The organism is Ensifer sp. R-19 (assembly GCF_049905105.1).
Classification (GTDB): Bacteria; Pseudomonadota; Alphaproteobacteria; order Rhizobiales; family Rhizobiaceae; genus Ensifer.
Genome location: NZ_CP184569.1, coordinates 2,414,735 through 2,433,249, shown reverse-complemented (window position 1 = coordinate 2,433,249; position 18,515 = coordinate 2,414,735). Strand labels below are relative to the sequence as shown.

General features: G+C 63.5%; 14 protein-coding genes. 9 read left to right on the top strand and 5 right to left on the bottom strand.

Features of this window, described 5'->3' with window-relative positions; translation table 11 throughout:
- The first annotated feature begins 80 nt into the window (after window positions 1-80).
- On the top strand, window positions 81-431 hold the full coding sequence (locus ACN9MO_RS11905; RefSeq protein ID WP_057253238.1) for a VOC family protein: 351 nt from the start codon (window positions 81-83) through the stop codon (window positions 429-431).
- Between the two features lie 138 nt (window positions 432-569).
- On the opposite strand, the gene ACN9MO_RS11900 is transcribed toward ACN9MO_RS11905, so the two are convergent.
- A complete protein-coding gene (locus ACN9MO_RS11900; protein WP_057253241.1) occupies window positions 570-1,853 on the bottom strand; it encodes a cystathionine gamma-synthase family protein in 1,284 nt (427 codons plus the stop codon).
- 126 nt (window positions 1,854-1,979) lie between these two features.
- Between ACN9MO_RS11900 and ACN9MO_RS11895 the strand changes: the two genes are divergently transcribed.
- The 3 genes from ACN9MO_RS11895 (at window position 1,980) to ACN9MO_RS11885 (ending at window position 5,788) form a co-directional block, all read left to right on the top strand.
- On the top strand, window positions 1,980-2,438 hold the full coding sequence (locus tag ACN9MO_RS11895; RefSeq protein ID WP_057253242.1) for an Lrp/AsnC family transcriptional regulator: 459 nt from the start codon (window positions 1,980-1,982) through the stop codon (window positions 2,436-2,438).
- Between the two features lie 228 nt (window positions 2,439-2,666).
- The gene (locus ACN9MO_RS11890; protein WP_057253244.1) at window positions 2,667-3,956 is read left to right on the top strand and encodes a mechanosensitive ion channel family protein; all 1,290 of its coding nucleotides are present in this window, start codon (window positions 2,667-2,669) and stop codon (window positions 3,954-3,956) included.
- 146 nt (window positions 3,957-4,102) lie between these two features.
- Window positions 4,103-5,788 (top strand): alpha/beta-hydrolase family protein, encoded by a 1,686-nt coding sequence (locus ACN9MO_RS11885; protein WP_113133019.1) that lies wholly within the window; start codon window positions 4,103-4,105, stop codon window positions 5,786-5,788.
- Between the two features lie 59 nt (window positions 5,789-5,847).
- Here the strand turns inward: ACN9MO_RS11885 and ACN9MO_RS11880 are convergent, their stop codons facing one another.
- A complete protein-coding gene (locus ACN9MO_RS11880; protein ID WP_057253248.1) occupies window positions 5,848-6,717 on the bottom strand; it encodes a LysR family transcriptional regulator in 870 nt (289 codons plus the stop codon).
- Window positions 6,718-6,841: 124 nt separating this feature from the next.
- Between ACN9MO_RS11880 and ACN9MO_RS11875 the strand changes: the two genes are divergently transcribed.
- The 4 genes from ACN9MO_RS11875 to ACN9MO_RS11860 all read left to right on the top strand — a co-directional run bounded on the left by ACN9MO_RS11875 (window position 6,842) and on the right by ACN9MO_RS11860 (window position 15,381).
- The gene (locus tag ACN9MO_RS11875) at window positions 6,842-9,289 is read left to right on the top strand and encodes a GcvT family protein (RefSeq protein ID WP_425984965.1); all 2,448 of its coding nucleotides are present in this window, start codon (window positions 6,842-6,844) and stop codon (window positions 9,287-9,289) included.
- The gene (locus ACN9MO_RS11870) at window positions 9,286-11,733 is read left to right on the top strand and encodes a GcvT family protein (protein WP_112996852.1); all 2,448 of its coding nucleotides are present in this window, start codon (window positions 9,286-9,288) and stop codon (window positions 11,731-11,733) included. The genes ACN9MO_RS11875 and ACN9MO_RS11870 overlap by 4 nt, the downstream gene beginning before the upstream one ends.
- A 331-nt stretch (window positions 11,734-12,064) precedes the next feature.
- Window positions 12,065-13,609, top strand: a complete 1,545-nt coding sequence (locus ACN9MO_RS11865) for a trimethylamine methyltransferase family protein (RefSeq protein ID WP_057253255.1) — start codon at window positions 12,065-12,067, stop codon at window positions 13,607-13,609.
- A 539-nt stretch (window positions 13,610-14,148) separates the two neighbouring features.
- Window positions 14,149-15,381, top strand: coding sequence for an aromatic ring-hydroxylating oxygenase subunit alpha (locus ACN9MO_RS11860; protein WP_057253257.1), 1,233 nt, complete (start codon window positions 14,149-14,151; stop codon window positions 15,379-15,381).
- Between the two features lie 42 nt (window positions 15,382-15,423).
- On the opposite strand, the gene ACN9MO_RS11855 is transcribed toward ACN9MO_RS11860, so the two are convergent.
- Complete coding sequence (locus tag ACN9MO_RS11855) at window positions 15,424-15,867, bottom strand: Lrp/AsnC family transcriptional regulator (protein WP_093234395.1); 444 nt, start codon at window positions 15,865-15,867, stop codon at window positions 15,424-15,426.
- A gap of 114 nt (window positions 15,868-15,981) precedes the next feature.
- Between ACN9MO_RS11855 and ACN9MO_RS11850 the strand changes: the two genes are divergently transcribed.
- The gene (locus tag ACN9MO_RS11850) at window positions 15,982-16,566 is read left to right on the top strand and encodes a cysteine hydrolase family protein (protein WP_113133016.1); all 585 of its coding nucleotides are present in this window, start codon (window positions 15,982-15,984) and stop codon (window positions 16,564-16,566) included.
- 117 nt (window positions 16,567-16,683) lie between these two features.
- Here the strand turns inward: ACN9MO_RS11850 and ACN9MO_RS11845 are convergent, their stop codons facing one another.
- Window positions 16,684-17,208, bottom strand: coding sequence for a DUF3426 domain-containing protein (locus tag ACN9MO_RS11845; protein ID WP_057253261.1), 525 nt, complete (start codon window positions 17,206-17,208; stop codon window positions 16,684-16,686).
- A 217-nt stretch (window positions 17,209-17,425) separates the two neighbouring features.
- Window positions 17,426-18,463: an ABC transporter substrate-binding protein gene (locus ACN9MO_RS11840; protein ID WP_244495707.1), complete on the bottom strand. Its 1,038-nt coding sequence runs from the start codon at window positions 18,461-18,463 to the stop codon at window positions 17,426-17,428.
- Window positions 18,464-18,515 lie beyond the last annotated feature (52 nt).

The window sequence follows — 18,515 nt, the reverse complement described above, 5'->3', positions numbered from 1 at the left end:
CAGTATGGCCGCATCGCCGTGAAAACCGACACCTGTGAGCGCAGAGCGCGCTCCGTTGCTCGCCGGATAAGGAAGAACCCATGACTGTCTTGCGTATCGTCTCCAATCTCCACGCCCCGGACCCACAGATGGCACAAGCCTTTTACGGCGACTTGTTGGAGCTCGACGTGGTGATGGATCATGGATGGATCCGGACCTTTGCGGCCAAGGGTGCTGCGGCGATGCCGCAACTGAGCGTCGCCAGCGAAGGCGGCAACAATACACCCGTGCCGGTGCTTTCGATCGAAGTGGACGACGTCGATCGAATTTACGCGCGCGCCAAGGCGGCAGGCGTGGAGATTGTCTACGACATCACCAACGAGCCCTGGGGCGTGCGCCGTTTCTTCATGCGCGACCCCTTCGGCAACATCATCAACATTCTCTCGCACTAGAGCAATTCCAGGAAAAGTGTGAAACGGTTTTCCGTCCGGAATTGCGTTATTTCAAAGACTTAGATCATTTCACAGTTTCGGCGAAACAATGAAATGATCTAGGAGGCCGCCGGCTCGACCGGCGGCCGCGATATCGTGTCAGGCGACCGACAGGGCGTTTGAAAGATCGGCGACGAGATCATCCGGATGCTCGATACCGATCGACAGGCGGATGGTCGATTCCAGCACGCCGATGCGGTGGCGCACCTCGATCGGCACGCCGGAATGGGTCATGGCCGCCGGGTGGCTGGCGAGCGATTCCGTGCCGCCGAGGCTGACGGCGAGCTTGAAGATCTGCAGCGCATTGAGGAAGCGGAATGCCGCGTCCTGGCCACCCGTGATGTCGAAGGAGAAGGTTGATCCGGCGCCGGTGCACTGCGCCCTGAAGGTGCGGCCAACCGGCGAATCCTCGTCATGGAAGGGCAGGTAGTGGATGCGCTCGACCTTCGGGTGCTCGCGCAGGAACTCGGCGACGACGCGGGCATTGTCGTCGGCCTTCTGCATGCGCACCGACAGCGTTTCCAGCGAACGGCCGAGCATCCAGCAGGAATGCGGATCGAGTTGGGTGCCGATCGCGCCGCGCAGCGCCTTTACCTGCTTCATGACAGCCTTCGAACCGAGAGCCGCACCGGCGATGAGGTCGGAATGGCCGCCGACATATTTGGTCAGTGAATAGAGCGAGATGTCGGCGCCGTGTTCGATCGGCCGCTGGAAGACCGGGCCGAGCAGCGTGTTGTCGCAGGCGACCACAGGGGTATGACCCTGCTTCTTGCCGATCTGATCGGCGACGCGGCGGATCATGGCAACATCGACGAGGCTGTTCGTCGGGTTTGCTGGTGTTTCTACGAGAATCACCGAGACGCGGCCCTTCGCCATCGCCTCTTCGGCGGCGGCGCTGACGGCTGCTTCATTGACTCCATCGGCAAAGCCGACGGCCGCAACACCAAGATTGAGGAAGGTTCTGGCAAGCAGCGTCTCGGTGCCGCCATAGAGCGGCTGGCTGTGCAGCACCGCGTCTCCGGGCTTGACGAAAGCGAGCAGGGTGGTGGCGATCGCCGACATGCCCGACGAGAACAGCGCGCAGCTCTCGGTGCGCTCGTAGACGGCGAGGCGGTCCTCGACGATCTCGCTGTTCGGATGGTTGAAGCGCGAATAGACGAGACCGGCGCCGACACCCGCTGGCGGTTCCTTCCGACCGGAAACGAAATCGAAGAAATCGCGGCCTTCTTCGGCTGAGCGGAAGACGAAGGTCGAGGTCAGGAAGACCGGCGGCTTGACGGCGCCCTCGGACAGTTCCGGATCGTAGCCATAGTTCAGCATCTGCGTTTCGGGATGCAGCTTGTGGTTTCCGATGTGGGTCTTGGAGGGATGCGGTGCGGTCATGACTTGTCTCCTGAAGGGAAGCGGACTCGACTAACTGGCAAATTATATCAGATGCTTGGACCGATCCTTGCTATTTCCGGCCCGATGTCTTTGAGTTGCGCAAAGAATTGGCTGAGTTGGAAAGATATGGCGCAGAAAATTGCCGACGAGACGGATCGCAGGATTTTGAAGGAGCTGGTGGCGGACGCGCGCCTCACCAACAACGAACTTGCCGAGCGCGTGGGGCTCTCGGCTTCGCCCTGTCTCCGCCGCCTGCGGCGGCTGGAGGAGACCGGTGTGATCCGCGGCTATACGGCGCTGATCGATCCGTCGATCGACGGCTGGACGATGACCGCAATCGCCACCGTCAGGCTCAGCCGCCAGCACGAGGACGAGATCGTGATGTTCGAGGAGGCGGTGCGCGGCTGGGACGAGGTGCTCGAATGCCATCTGGTGACCGGCTCGCGCGACTATGTGCTGAAGGTGATGAGCGCCGGGCTCGAGCACTACGAGCGCTTCATCAAGGAAAAGATTGCGCGGCTAAAATGCGTCGCCTCGATCGAAACGAGCTTCGTCATGAACACGATCAAGGAGCGGCGGATCTAGCGTCCACCCGGCAATAATCCTTTGAAGACGCTCGATTTTCTCCGGTCCTGCCACGATTTTGTAGGTGCGGCGGATCTTGCGAGGCATCCGAATTCAAGGGGGATCGACGCACCGGCTTCGGGTGGCGGCATTGAAAGTGTCAAGGATGCCCTAGATTCAAAGGATTAGGGCGTCCCCCCCCCAAAAAAAAACGCTCGGTCGGACGCCTGGTTCTCTCGGAGAGAGACGATGGATTTCGCAGAAGCGTTCGACGCCGTCGCTTCCTCGTCGCGGACGGTCCTTTTGAACGAGTGGACGTATTATCAGATCGCCATCATCGTTGCCGGCTACCTGATCTGCGGCGCGCTGGCAAAGCGGATAGAGCCGCTGGTCGAAGCCCGCGCCCGCCTGATCAAGGGCAATCCGGACCTGCTGCGCGTCATCATCGCCTTCATGCGGCGGCTGCGCTGGCTTTTCCTGATCGTGTGGCTCTGGATCGCCGATGGGATGATATTGCGTTTCGGTTGGCCGTCGTATCGCTGGCTGGTGGCGACTGCGCTGACCCTGACGGCCGCCTGGTTCGTGATTTCCGTGCTCACCCGCATCATCCGCAACCAGACGCTGGCGCGCGTCACCGCCGTCGTGGGCTGGATCTATTTTGCGCTTTATGCGGTCGGGCTGGACCGGGTGATCCTGACGACCCTTGATGGCGTTGCCGTCAACCTCGGTGCCGTTCGTCTGTCGCTGCTGCTCGTCCTGAAGGCTGTCGTGCTTTCGTCCGCGCTGATCTGGCTTGCCGTGCTGTTGGGCAACGTCTCGGCGCACTGGATCCAGCGGTCGGCAGAACTCACGCCGTCCTTCAAGGTGCTGATAAGCAAATTGGTCAAGATCGTGCTGATCGGCTTTGCCGGTGCGATCGCGCTGTCCGCGACCGGTATCGACCTGACCGCGCTGACGGTCTTTTCCGGGGCGGTCGGCGTCGGCATCGGCTTTGGTTTGCAGAAGGTGGTCTCCAACTTCATTTCCGGCATCATCATCCTGCTCGACAAATCCATCAAACCGGGCGACACGATCACGCTTGGGGATACCTTCGGTTCCGTGCGCGACCTGCGTTCCCGCTTCGTCTCCGTCATCACCAGGGACGGCAAGGAATACCTCATTCCGAACGAGGACTTCATTTCGCAGCAGGTCGTGAACTGGTCGTTCTCCAGCGACTTCGTCCGCATCGAGGTCAGTTTCGGCACTTCCTATGACAGCGATCCGCACGAGGTGGCGCGCATTGCCATCGCGGCTGCCAAATCGATCCCACGGGTTGCGAGCGGCCACGCGGAGCCGGTCTGCTGGATGACCGGCTTCGGCGCATCGTCACTCGATTTCAAGCTCAGGTTCTGGATCTCCGATCCGAGCAACGGGCTGACCAACATTCGCGGCCAGGTGATGATGGCGCTGTGGGACGCCTTCAAGGTGGCCGGTATTTCGATCCCGTTCCCGCACCGCGAAATCATCATGAAGACACCGATCGAGGTGACCCGGGCGTGAGGGGTGCGACCGTCAGAGTCCAGCTTGCGTCCGTGCGTCTTCCGGTTGCGGCAATTGACTGGACACGTCGGGGAAGCGACATTGCCGGCGGCGGAACGGCCTATGGTCTTCCGGTGACAGCGTCAGCATGAGTGGGGCCCGACGCCATGGAACATCTTCAACAGACGCCGCTGTCGAGGTTGCCGGTGCCACGGTTTCTCTTGACGCTGCTCGCATCGTTTTCGACCACCGGGCTGATCGTCGGCGTCTTCTTCTTTGCCATGTCGCTGACGCCGAGCCTCATCCCGCGTCCCTATGTGGTGCAGGCGGTCATCTCCGGCCTGTCGCTTGGCGCCGGCTACGCGATCGGCGTGCTGCTGCGTTGGGTCTGGTCCTTGCTTGACCTGCCGGAGATACGCGGACGCACCGGCTTCTTCGTGAAGATGGCCGCCGCCCTCGGCTGCATCGCCGTTGCGCTCACCTTCCTCTGGCGCACCGCCTACTGGCAGAACACGGTGCGTGAGATCATGGGGCTCGCTCCGGTCGAGAGCGCCGAACCCTTCAAGCTCGGGCTGATCGCGGCGCTTGTCTTCGTCGCCATCGTGCTTTTGGCGCGGCTGTTCCGGCTGACCTTCCGGTTTCTCACCCGTCGTTTCGAGCATGTGCTGACGCGGCCGCTGGCGAAGGTCGCCGGCGTGATTGCGGCGCTGGCCCTCTTTTGGTCGGCCGCCGATGGCGTCATCTTCCGCTTCGCGCTGCATGCGGCCGACAGCTCGTTCCAGCGGCTCGACGCGTTGATCGACCCCGACTTAGCCCCACCCACCGATCCCTTGAAGACGGGCAGCAGGGCGTCGCTGATGACCTGGGACGAGCTCGGCCGCCAGGGACGCCAGTTCATCGCCTCCGGACCGGCGGCAAAGGACATCGGCGCCTTCTTCGGCGGCGAGGCGAAGGAGCCCTTGCGCGTCTATGCCGGCCTCAATTCGGCTGAAACCGCCAAGGAACGTGCGAAGCTGGCGCTGGAGGAACTGAAACGCGTCGGCGGTTTCGAACGCGCCAATCTTCTGATCGTGGTGCCGACCGGCACCGGCTGGATCGACCCGCCCGGTCTCGATTCGCTCGAATATCTCCTGAAGGGCGATGTCGCCAGCGTCGCGGTGCAGTACTCCTACCTCACGAGCTGGCTGTCGCTGCTGGTCGAGCCGGAATACGGCGCCGAGACTGCGGATGCGCTGTTCGATGCGGTCTATGGCTACTGGACGACGCTGCCGAAGGACAAGCGGCCGAGGCTCTATCTCTATGGCCTAAGCCTCGGTTCGATGAACTCGCAAGGCTCGGTCGATCCCTTCGACATCATCAGCGATCCGTTCGAGGGCGCGCTCTGGGTCGGCTCGCCGTTCCCGACCAAGACCTGGCTGCAGATAACGAGAAATCGCAATCCCGGCTCACCCGAATGGCGGCCGCTCTATCGCGACGGTTCGGTGATCCGCTTCACCAACCAGGAAAACGCGCTTGAAATTCCGGGGGCTCGCTGGGGCAATGTCCGCATCGTCTACCTGCAATATGCTAGCGACCCGATCACCTTCTTCGATCCCCATTCCTTCTACCGCGAGCCGGACTGGATGAAGGCGCCGCGCGGTGCGGACGTCTCGCCGGCGCTCCGGTGGTTCCCGGTCGTCACCATGTTCCAGCTGCTCGCCGACATGGCGCTCGCGACGACTTCGCCGATCGGCTACGGCCATGTCTACGCACCCGAGCACTATATCGACGCCTGGATGCAGGTGGTGGCGCCGCCAGGCGTGACCGAGGCGGATGCCGAGCGGCTGAAGGGGCAACTCAAGGGCCGTTACTAGGTCTTTGAAACGACGCACCTCCGGCCGGAAAACCGCTTCACACTTTTCCTGGAATTGCTTTAAGGCCCGCTCGGAACAGGCAACGTCGAGAGCAGCGCGCCCATGGCGCCGATGATCTTGCGGTGCTGGTGCGCGTGGCGTGTTCGAAGGCTCGTTGCGGCATAGACGGTCTGGGCGATGGCCGGCGCATCCTGCACCCGATCGGCAAATCCGTCCGCGGCGAGCCGCTCCGCAGTTGCCGCCGTCACATAGGCCGCGCCGCCAAGGGCGGCGAGCAGCCGGGTGATCGCCATGTTCTGGCCGGCCGAAAGCAGGGCTGCGGAAAGGTGCGGCAGGGCCAGCCGGTGGGCACGGTCGAAGGTCGGCGAATAGCTTGCGCGGATATAGTTCTCGGAGCGGACCTCGGCCAGTTCGCGCGCCTCGGTGCTGACCAGCACGTAATGCAGATCGCCGATCCGTTCGTAATAGAGATCGGGCAGGTAGTGGGGCGTGTAGAGGATCGCAAGATCGAGGTCGCCGGCGCCGAGGTCTCGGTTCATCTGGTTGGAATAATCGGCCTCCATATAGACCTCGGTGGCGGGCAAGTCCTGCCGAATTGCCGCCATCCATTCGCCGGCGAAGGCCTCGGCCAGGTCGTGCTGGATACCGAGGCGCATGGAGCGCTCCAGCGCACCGGCGCTGGTGACCGCGCGTGTTGCCTCATGCCACTGGTTTTGCAGCGCTTTTGCATAGTCGAGGAAGCGCAGGCCGGCGGCGGTCGGCACCGTTCCGCCCTTGTTGCGGGTAAAGAGCTTGCGGTTGAACTGGGCTTCGAGCGCCTTGACCCTATGAGAGACGGTCGACTGGGTGATGTTCAGCCGCTCGGCGGTGCGGTTGAAGGAGCGGCTTTCCATCAGGTCGAGAAAGGTTTCGATCAGTTCCACCTGCATGCCATGCGCTCCCTTTGCAATCGCTTCAATCTAATCGAATTTGTCGATCAATAAAGCCTGTTTCCGTCGCTTGATGGCGCACTGCTTCCCCGGCAAGAATTCCGCCAAAACGAGGGAACAGTTGATGTCGAATTTGCCGTCGCACGCACGGGTCGTGATCATCGGTGGGGGAGCGATCGGCGCTTCCTCGCTCTACCATCTTGCCAAGGCCGGCTGGACCGATTGCGTGCTTCTGGAAAAGAACGAGCTGACGGCGGGCTCGACCTGGCATGCGGCCGGCAACGTGCCGACGTTTTCGTCCTCCTGGTCGATCATGAACATGCAGCGCTACTCGGCATCGCTCTATCGCGACCTCGGCGCACTCGTCGATTATCCGATGAACTATCACGTCACTGGCTCAATCCGGCTCGGCCACTCCAAGGAGCGCCTCCAGGAGTTCAAGCGCGTCGTCGGCATGGGTCGCTACCAGGGCATGGATCTCGATATCCTGTCGCCCGACGAGATGCGCGCCCGCTACCCTTTCCTCGAAACGCACGAGCTGACCGGCGCGCTCTACGATCCCTATGACGGTGACATCGACCCGGCGCAGCTGACGCAGGCGCTCGCCAAGGGCGCGCGCGACATGGGCGCAAAAATCATCCGCTTCTGTCCCGTCACGGCGGCGCGCCGAGAGAACGACGAATGGGTGATCACCACACCGCAGGGCGAAATCCGCTGCGAATACGTCGTCAACGCCGCCGGCTACTATGCCCGCGAGGTCGGCAAGATGTTCGGCCGCGACGTGCCGATGATGGTGATGAGCCATCAGTATATCCTGTTCGACGAGATCCCGGAGCTTGCCGCCTGGTCGAAGGAGGCGGGCCACAAGCTGCCGCTTCTTCGCGACGTCGACAGCTCCTACTATCTCCGCCAGGAGAAGAACGGCATGAACCTCGGGCCCTATGAGCGCAACTGCCGCGCCCATTGGATAACGCCTGACGATCCGATGCCAGAGGATTTCTCCTTCCAGCTCTTCCCCGACGATCTCGATCGGCTGGAATGGTACCTGAACGACGCCGTCGAACGCGTACCGATCCTCGGCACGGCCGGGCTGTCGCGGATCATCAACGGCCCGATCCCCTATGCACCCGACGGCAACCCGCTGATCGGCCCAATGCCGGGCGTGCCCAATGCGTTTGAGGCTTGCGTCTTTACCTTCGGCATCTGTCAGGCCGGCGGCGCCGGCAAGGTACTGGCCGAATGGATCACCGAGGGCCAGACGGAGTGGGACATGTGGTCCTGCGACCCACGCCGTTACACCAACTATACCGACCAGGACTATTGTATCGCCAAGGGCATGGAGATCTACGGCCACGAGTACGCGATGCATTTCCCGAAACACTATTGGGCGGCGGGCCGCGGCAAGAAGTTGTCACCGATCCACGACCGGATCCAGGCACTCGGTGCGCAGTTCAAGCCCTATAACGGCTGGGAGCGCGCCATGTGGTACGCCAAACCCGGCGACGACACCTCTGAAGGTGCGACGCAGACCTGGGGTCGCGCGGGGCCGTGGGCGAAGCGCATCGAGGAGGAGTGTCTGGCCGTGCGCGATGCCGCCGGCATTCTCGATTTGCCGGGCTTCTCGCGCTTCCGGGTGAAGGGCGAGGGGGCGACCGCGTGGCTTTCGGGCCTCATCACCGGGCGCGTGCCGAAGCCGGGTCGTATCGGCCTTGCCTATTTCGCGGACGACAAGGGCCGGATCGTCACCGAAATGTCGGTCATGATGATTGACGAGGACTTCTTCTTCCTGATCACCGCCGCAACGGCGCAGTGGCACGATTTCGAGTGGCTGACGAAGCACCGGCCGGCCAATGCCGCCTTCACCATCGACGATGTCACCAAGTCCTTCTCCTGCCAGATCCTGACCGGGCCGAAGTCGCGCGCGATCCTCGCCGAGGTCAGCGATGCTGATCTCGCCAAGGGCTGGCTGACGCACCAGACCGCTCAGATCGCCGGCCGCTATTGCCAGCTGGTGCGTGTCTCCTTCGCCGGCGAGCTCGGCTGGGAAATCCACACCAAGGTGGAGGATACGGCCGTCATCTTCGACGCCGTCTGGGCGGCCGGTCAGAAGCATGGCCTCAAACCCTTCGGCATGGAGGCGCTCGACAGCCTGCGCATCGAGAAGGGCTATCGCGCCTGGAAGGGCGATCTTTCGACCGACTACACCATCCTGCAGGGCGGGCTCGAGCGCTTCGTCGACTGGGGCAAGCCCGGCTTCAAGGGCAAGGCGGCGTTGGAGCGCGAAAAGCAGCAGGGCGTGAGCAAGCGCTTCGTCACCCTGACGGTCGCCGCCGACGGCTGCGACGCGCCTTACATGTCGACGCTCTGGTCCGATGGTCAGGTGGTCGGCGAGACGACCTCGGGCAATTGGGGCTACCGGGTCGGCAAGTCGATCGCGCTTGGCATGCTGCGCGCTGATCTTGCCGTGCCCGGCAAGGAAATCGAGGTCGAGATCTTCGGCGACCGCTTCAAGGCGACGGTCGAGGCGGACCAGCCGCTCTGGGATCCCTCCAATGAAAGACTGCGCGCATGACCAAGCCCATTCCCTCGAAAGCCCGTGCGGTCATCATCGGCGGCGGCGTTTCCGGCTGTTCCGTCGCCTATCATCTCGCCAAGCTCGGCTGGACCGACGTGGTGCTGCTCGAGCGCAAGCAGCTGACCTCGGGCACGACCTGGCATGCGGCCGGCCTTATCGGCCAGCTGCGCGCGTCGCAAAACATGACGCGGCTGGCGAAATATTCCGCCGATCTTTACGTCAAGCTCGAGGCCGAGACCGGCATTTCCACCGGCATGCGCCAGAACGGCTCGATCACGGTGGCGTTGACGGAGGAACGCAAGGAGGAAATCTATCGCCAGGCGTCATTGGCGCGCGCCTTCAATGTCGACGTGCGCGAGATCACGCCTGATGAAGTGAAGGCGATGTATCCGCACCTCAACACTTCGGACGTGAAGGCGGCGGTGCATCTGCCGCTCGATGGCCAATGCGATCCGGCCAACATCGCCATGGCGCTGGCCAAGGGGGCGCGGCAGAACGGCGCGACGATCATCGAGGGCGTCAAGGTGACGGCCGTGCTGAAGAAGGACGGCCGGGTCACCGGCGTCACTTGCGAGCAGAACGGCGAGACCTACACAATCGAGACGGATCATGTCGTCAACTGCGCCGGCATGTGGGGCCGGGAGTTCGCGCGGCAATCCGGCGTCACCGTGCCGCTGCACGCCTGCGAGCATTTCTACATCGTCACCGAGGCGATCCCGGAGCTCAAGCGCCTGCCAGTGCTGCGCGTGCCGGACGAGTGCACCTATTACAAGGAGGATGCCGGCAAGATGCTGATCGGCGCCTTCGAGCTCAAGGCCAAGCCCTGGGGCATGGACGGCATCCGCGAGGATTTCTGCTTCGACCAGCTGCCTGACGATTTCGACCACTTCGCGCCGATCCTGGAGATGGCGGTCAACCGCATGCCGATGCTGGAAACGGCGGGCATCCACACCTTCTTCAACGGCCCCGAAAGCTTCACGCCCGACGACCGCTACTATCTCGGCGAAGCGCCCGAAGTGAAGGGCTATTGGGTGGCAGCCGGCTACAATTCGATCGGCATCGTCTCCTCCGGCGGCGCCGGCATGGCGCTCGCCCAATGGATGAACGACGGCGAGCCGCCCTTCGATCTCTGGGAAGTGGATATCCGCCGGGCGCAGCCGTTCCAGAAGAACCGCGCCTATCTCAAGGATCGCGTCTCGGAGACGCTCGGCCTGCTCTATGCCGATCACTTCCCCTATCGCCAGATGGCGACGGCGCGCGGCGTGCGGCGTTCGCCGCTGCACGAACACCTGAAAGCGCGCGGCGCCGTGTTCGGCGAAGTCGCGGGATGGGAGCGCGCCAATTGGTTTGCAAATGACGGTCAGGAGCGCGAATACCGCTATTCCTGGAAGCGGCAGAATTGGTTCGAGAACCAGAAGGCCGAGCATCTCGCCGTGCGCAACGGCGTCGGCCTGTTCGACATGACCTCGTTCGGCAAGATCCGGGTGGAGGGGCGCGATGCGCTTTCCTTCCTGCAGCGGCTCTGCGCCAACGAGATGAACGTCGAGCCCGGCCGCATCGTTTACACCCAGATGCTGAACGCCCGCGGCGGCATCGAAAGCGATCTGACGGTGACGCGTCTTTCGGAAACCGCCTTCCTGCTGGTCGTGCCGGGCGCCACGCTGCAGCGCGACCTTGCCTGGCTGCGCAAACATCTCGCCGATGAATTTGTCGTCATCACCGATGTCGGCGCCGGCGAAAGCGTGCTCTGCGTCATGGGGCCGAAGGCGCGCGAGCTGATGCAGAAGGTGAGCCCCAACGATTTTTCGAATGCCGCCCATCCCTTCGGCACGGCACGCGAGATCGAGGTCGGCATGGGCCTCGCCCGTGCGCACCGCGTTACCTATGTCGGCGAGCTCGGCTGGGAGCTCTATGTCTCGACCGACCAGACGGCGCACGTGTTTGAGGCGCTGGAGGAGGCGGGGCAGGATCTGGGGCTCAAGCTCTGCGGCATCCATACGCTCGACAGCTGCCGGATTGAGAAGGCGTTCCGCCATTTCGGCCACGACATCACCGACGAGGACCATGTGCTCGAAGCCGGTCTCGGCTTTGCGGTCAAAGCCGACAAGGGCGAATTCATCGGTCGGGAAGCGGTGCTTGCCAAGCACAATCGCGGTCTTTCACGCCGACTGGTGCAGTTCCGTCTCGCCGATCCGGAGCCGCTGCTCTTCCACAACGAGGCGATCGTTCGCGATGGCAAGATCGTCGGAACGATCACATCAGGCAATTACGGCCACCACCTCGGCGGCGCCATCGGCCTCGGCTACGTGCCCTCGGAAGGCGAGAGCGCAGACGACGTGCTCGGCTCGCGCTTCGAGATCGAGATCGCCGGGACGCGGGTCGCGGCCGAGGCGTCGCTGAAGCCGATGTACGACCCGCGGGCGGAGCGGGTGCGGATGTAGGTGAGGCGTTTGGGCGTCGGGCATCGTGTTCGGTGCTTGAGGACTGCCCCTCATCCGCCTGCCGGCACCTTCTCCCGTTCTGACGGGGAGAAGGGACGCGTGGCGCCGGACTCGTTCCCTCTCTCCGCAGGCGGGGAAAGGGGCAGGGGACGGACGAGGCGGGCGCAGAAGACAGATAATCCTCTTCCTCATGAACGGTGAGGAGGGGAACGAGCGGGATCAGCATGTCCCTTCTCCCTGTCAAAACGGGGAGAAGGTGCCGGCAGGCGGATGAGGGGCTTTAATCTCACCGCGCGAATGAGGGGGCAAGCTGCCCCATTGGGAGATGATGATGGCTGACGATTGTGCAGTTGCGGCTTCGAGACGGTCCGGCGGGCGGGCGGCGCGGGTGGCGCTGCGTTCGGCGCCGCTGGCCGAAAACATCCGGCCGGTGCGGCCCGGCCTTTCCGGCGGGCAATACAAGCCGCTGACCGATGCCGGCGTGAAGCGCATCCATGAGGCGGCGCTCGATGCGCTCGAACAGATCGGGCTCGCCAACGCGCCGAAATCGGGCATCGAGATCATGACCGCCGCAGGCGCCATTCTCGGCGACGATGGGCGCATCCGCTTCCCGCGTGCCCTGGTCGAGGACATGCTGGCGATCGCCGCGCGCGACATCACGCTTCATGCCCGCGATCCGAAGCAGGATCTCGAACTCAGCGGCACCCGCGTCTATTACGGCACGGCCGGTGCTGCGGTGCATATCGTCGACGTCGAGAAACGCGAATATCGCGAGTCCACCGCCAAGGACCTATTGAACGCCGCACAGCTCGTCCATCACCTCGACAACGTGCACTTCTTCCAGCGCGCCATGGTCTGTCGCGATGTAGCCGACAACTTCCTGATGGACGTCAACACGCTCTATGCCTGCTGCGCCGGCACTACCAAGCACGTGGGCACCAGCTTTTCCGATCCTTCGCATGTCGATGGTTGCTTCGATCTCATCCACATGATCGCCGGCGGCGAGGACAAGTGGCGGGCGCGGCCCTTCGTTTCCAACTCGAACTGCTTCGTCGTGCCGCCGATGAAGTTTGCCGAGGAAAGCTGCATCACCATGGAAAAGTGCATCCGCGCCGGGATGCCGATCCTCTTACTTTCGGCCGGCCAGGCGGGTGCGACCGCACCGGCGCCGCTGGCAACCGCGATTGTCCAGGCGGTCGCCGAATGCCTGGCGGGCGTCGTCTATGTCAACGCCATGTCGCCCGGCCATCCCGCAGTCTTCGGCACCTGGCCGTTCGTCTCGGATCTACGCACCGGGGCGATGTCCGGCGGCTCCGGCGAGCAGGCGCTGCTGACGGCCGGCTGCGCGCAGATGCACCAGTTCTACCGCCTGCCCGGTGGGGCCGCTGCCGGCATTGCCGACGCCAAGCTACCGGATATGCAGGCCGGCTGGGAGCAGGCGATCTCCAATGTCATGGCCGGGCTTTCCGGCCTCAACATGGTCTATGAGGCCGTCGGCATGCATGCCTCGCTGCTCGGCTTCTGCCTGGAGTCGCTGGTGCTCGGCGACGATCTGCTCGGCCAGGTGCAGCGCTGCATCCGCGGCATCGACGTGACGGAGGATTCGGTCTCGCTCGAGACCATGCGCTCGGTCTGCCTCGATGGCCCCGGTCACTATCTCGGCCATCCGCAGACGCTTGGGCTGATGCAGACGGAATACATCTATCCGGCGGTCGCCGATCGCACGAGCCCGAAGGAATGGGTCGAGATCGGCCGCCCCGATCTGGTGGCGCGGGCGATCGAGAGGAAAAACCGCATTCTGGCCGAAGCAGCCCCTTCGGTGATCGCGCCGGATATCGATCGGGCGATCAGGGAGAGGTTCCAGATCTTCTGCTGAGTTTAGCTCTCCGCCCCGGTCGCGGGGCGGGGGCAGCGGGGGCCAGGTCTGGCCGATCCGTCATCTACAGATTGCAAGGACTACGTCGAGCTGAGGTGTCGCCGAAGTTCGCGAGCGATGGCGTTTGCATTGGGGACGGAGGCGTAGGTGCTTGAAGCTGCCCCTCGTTCGCGTGGTGGGGGAAGGCGCCCCTCATCCGGCCTGCCGGCCACCTTCTCCCCGTTCTGACGGGGAGAAGGAGACGCCTGGCCAGCCCCAAGCCTCAGGCGGCGAGGCGAGAGGAGGCGGCGCCTTTCGACGTCGCGCTCCAAGAGAGCAGACGAGGGAAGGGAAACGCGCCGCGATGCTGGCGCGGACCTGGGCGGGGCGGATGTCCTGGCGCAAACGGCTACTTTCCCCTCTCCCCGCGCGCGGGGAGAGGGTCAGGGTGAGGGGCGGATCTCGCACCAACGGCAGGGGGCGCGCCATCCGGTGCCCGATGAAATTTACACGCGCGCCGGAACGCGGTCCTTCCGGTCCAATTGTTGGAGTTCAACCCCATGCTCGTTTCGGAGCTCAAGACTACGACTGTCACCGGCGACCGCATCGACCAGTTGATTGCCGCCCATCGTCCCGGCCATGGGTTGGCGCGCGCCTTCTATCTCGACCCGGAGATTTATGAACGCGATCTTGAGCGCCTCTTCCGCCGCCATTGGCACTGCGTGGCGCACGAGAGCGCGATCCCGAACGTCAATGACTTCGAGGTGTTCCGCATGGCCTCCGAGCAGGTGATCGTCACCCGCACGGCCAGTGGCGAGATCCACGCGATGCTCAATGTCTGCCGCCATCGCGGCGCCGAGGTCTGCGCCAAGAAGAAGGGCAATGCCCGCGCCTTCGTCTGCCCTTACCATGCCTGGACCTATGGCAATGACGGCGCGCTGAAGGCGGCGCGGTTGATGCCGAAGGATTTCCGGCGCGAAGACCATGGGCTGAAGAAGCTCCATGTGCGTGTCATCGAAGGGCTGATCTTCATCTCATTCGCCGACCAGCCGCTCGATTTCAGCGATGTCGAGCATCTCCTGCACGCGACCTGCGGGCAATATGGCTGGGGGTCGGCCAAGATCGCCCATCGCCAGACCTATCCGGTCGATGCCAACTGGAAGCTCGCGGTCGAGAACTATGTCGAGTGCTATCACTGCGGTCCGGCGCATCCGGAATATTCCGAAACGCATGCGCTGGAACAGCCGCTGCACATGATCGAGGAACTGAACGCCCGGATGGAGGCGCGCACCTGCGAACTCGGCATCGAGGTCGGCTCCGGCAACCATTGGCAGACATCTGTCACGGGGAAGGAGGCGGTGCACGCCTTCCGCTATCCGCTCTATGACGGCGCCAAGACCGGCAGCAAGGACGGCCAGGCGCTGAGCCGGCTCATGGGGCGTTTCAGCGATTTCGACGGCGGCGTCACCTCGATCCACTTGGGCGGCACCACTTTCCTCGTCTGCTATCCCGATCATGGCATGATCTACCGTTTCATCCCGAAGACGGCGGAGACGTCGGAGATGGAGCTGATCTGGCTGGTCGACGGCAAGGCCGAGGAAGGGTGCGACTACGATCTCGACAGGTTGACCTGGCTGTGGAAGGTGACGACCGAGGAGGACAAGGCGATCATCGAGCACACGTCGCGCGGCGTGCGCTCGCACTATTTCGTGCCGGGTCCGATCGCGCCGATGGAGCATAACGAGCTTCGTTACATCAACTGGTATCTCGACGAGATCAGCCGACCGGTCTGATCCATCTCATCAACCGAGTGGGATCGGCCGAGGCCGTCCCACCTAATCTCTGCGATCGAAATGGGTCCGGAGCGCCACATGCGTCTGCACAGTGGCGATACCCGGGATCAGGGAAATCTGCCGGCGGATCGTGTCGAGGTCGCCGTTCGTAGCGCATTCGACGAGCACCATCAGATCGGTGGAGCCGGCGAGCGACCAGCATGTGACGACCGGCGACATGGCGGAAAGGTGCGGCACGATGTGGTCGCAATTCTTGCTGGACTGGAACGTGATGGCGACCAAGGCCCTGACCGTCGGGTTCTTGTCCTCGACGCCGAGACGGATGGTGTAGCCGGCGACGACGCCCTTGGCTTCGAGGCGCCGCAGACGCTCGTGCACGCCGCTGCGCGAGAGGCCGGCATGTCGGGCGAGCGCCACCAGGCTCTGGCGTGAATCCTGGCGAAGCGCTGCCAGCAGCAGCCGATCCTTGTCGTCGAGTTCCGTCAAATTGTATCTCCTTTTGCGCGAAGTCCGGACGTTTGTCCGGTTTGGCGACATATTGTCCAGTGAAACCGGACGATAGGACAGATAGCTTCCTTCTCGCAACGAAGGAGCTTTGCCATGAAAATACCAGTCGTGCCCGACAATGCCGTGCTGCTGCCGATCGACATGCAGCAGGCTTTCGACAGCGCCCCCTGGCCGCGCCGATGGAATGCCGATATCGACCGGAACGGTCTCACTCTGCTTGCCGCCTGGCGCGCGGCCGGCCGGCCGGTGATCCATGTCCGCAATGACAGCGTCATGCCGGGCTCGACGCTTGGAGCCGGTGCACCCGGCAATGCCTTCCGGCCCGGCTTCGAGCCGCAGGCCGGCGAACCACTCGTCACCAAGAGCGTCAACGCGGCCTTCATCGGTACCGATCTCGACCTCAGGCTTCGGCGTCTCGGCGTCGATACAGTCGTTACCTTCGGCATCTCGACCGACATGTGTGTCTCCACCTCGGTGCGCGTTGGCGCCAATCTCGGCTACCGCATGATCCTCGTCGAGGATGCGTGCGATTGCTTCGACCAGCCGGATGGAGATGGAACGGTAATCGCGGCCCGGGATGTCCACCGGGCCCATGTCGCGACCTTGCGCGCCGAGTTCGCCGAGGTGACGACGACGGTTGCCTTCGTCGAAGCCCTACGCCGTCCGGACGCCGCCTAGAGTGTCCCACTCTCCTGTCGAATCGCTGAGCGCGCGCTGTTCACAAGCGATTCCTGATAAACTTTGAAGCGGGTTTCCGCCGGAATTGTGTCGCATTCCGGGCATTGCACCCGCTGTTCACCGGTTTGTGCCGCGGACCTCGACGATGTCGGCCGTCCATTTCGGCGCCGTCAGGCTCTGGCCTTCGCGGTTCGGAAAGGTGAGGAAAGTCTCGAACGGCCGGCTCTGGCCGGCCGGCACCCGGGCGAGAATGAGGGCCGCGTCGTCGCCGATCGTCTGGCAGACGTCGTCCGGGCAATCTTCCAGCGTGACGGAGAGGCGGAAATATTCGAGCAGCGTCTGGCCCTTGTTCGTCACCGTGCCACGCAGGCGGAAGCTTCGTCCCGGTTGGCTTTGCTCGAAGGTCAGGCCATCAAGCGCAATGTCGGCGGCGGTCAGGCCCGCGGGCTGCGTCGTCTGGACCGGTTCAGGTGCTGCGGGCTTGCGACCGTCGCGATCGCTGAACCAGATGATGAAGGCGACGAGCAGGCCGACCGCTACGGCAACTGAGAGGATCGGTTCCGCCCATTGGCGAAAACGGCTGAAGCGCGTTGCCAGATACACAACGACAAGACCCAGCGGTAACGCAATCAACCAAAGCATCCGGATCCTCCTCACCGCATCATTCCTTGAATCGGATTCGATGCAAGAGGGAAACCATGCAGCCGATCAAAGCTTTAGACGGTCCTTGCCCTCAAGAGGCAAGGCCGTGACCGCACTTATATAGGGTGCTCGGCGGCTGACAACACGCGACCATAAGCAGCAGCCGATGGTTCTCGGCCAAGGACGGACTCTATTGCTGGTGAGGACAAAGCGGATGCTAGTCCGCCGGTTTCAGGTCCACCCAGTAGGTGCCTTCGAACGGGACCGCGGCGAAGCGGGTGTTGATCTCGGCAAGGCTTTTCTTCGGGTCGAGATCGGAAAAGAGATCCGGCCGGATCCAGGCGGCGAAGGCCTCTGCCGCGACGATGTTGAGCGGGATGGCGTTGAAGAAGTTCCAAAGCCCATGGACGCGCTTTTCCTGTACGGCGCGGATGCTCGAAAGGGCGGGCGCCTCGATCGTGCGGGCGAGCGTCTGTTGCGCTTCGTCTTCGCTGATACCCGGGCCGATCGAGAGCGTGCCGTACTTGCCGCCGGGCGAGGAGGTAGCGATGTAGATGTCGGGATTGGCGGCCATGACCGCCTCGGCGTTGACCGTGCCGCCCGGCCGCGGCAGCGTGCCTTCGGCGATGTTGCGGCCGCCGGCAATCGTCAGGAACTCGCCGAGGCCGCCGGTGCCATAGGCCCAGCAGCAGCGGTCGGCCTGGGGGAAGGCGTCCATCAGCACCAGAGGGCGTGGCTCCGGCCTGGCGGCGAGGCGCGCCCGGATCAAGGCCAGCTTGTCCTCGTAGAACTGAGCGAAGGCGTCTGCCTGTTCGTCCCGTTCGAGGATCTTGCCGAGCAGGCGCATCATGCGCGGCGTGCTCGTCAGCGGATCATTGTTGAAGTCGACGACGATGACAGGAACACCGATGCCGGTCAGATAGTCGATGGCGCGCTTGCCGGGTTCGGTGTCGGCCTGCCAATTGGCGAGGATCGCAAGGTCGGCCTTCAGCGTCAGCAGCGTCTCGAAGGAAAGGCCCGGGCCGGTTCCGTCGTCGATCTGCGGGACGTCTGCGATCGCGGGAAACTTCCGCCGGAAGCTTTCGTAGATCTCGGGATTGTCGCCCTTCATGTCGCCGGACCAGCCGGCAAGCAGGCTGACGGGATCGGGATGGATCAGCGACAGCGCGACGAGATTGAAACCGCTGCCGAGCAGGATCGCCTTGGGCTTTGCCGGGAGCGTCACCTCGCGGCCGATCGCATCGGTGACGGTCATCGGCCATTGGCCTTCCGCATGGGCGGCGGTTGCGAGCGTCAGAGCAGCAAGG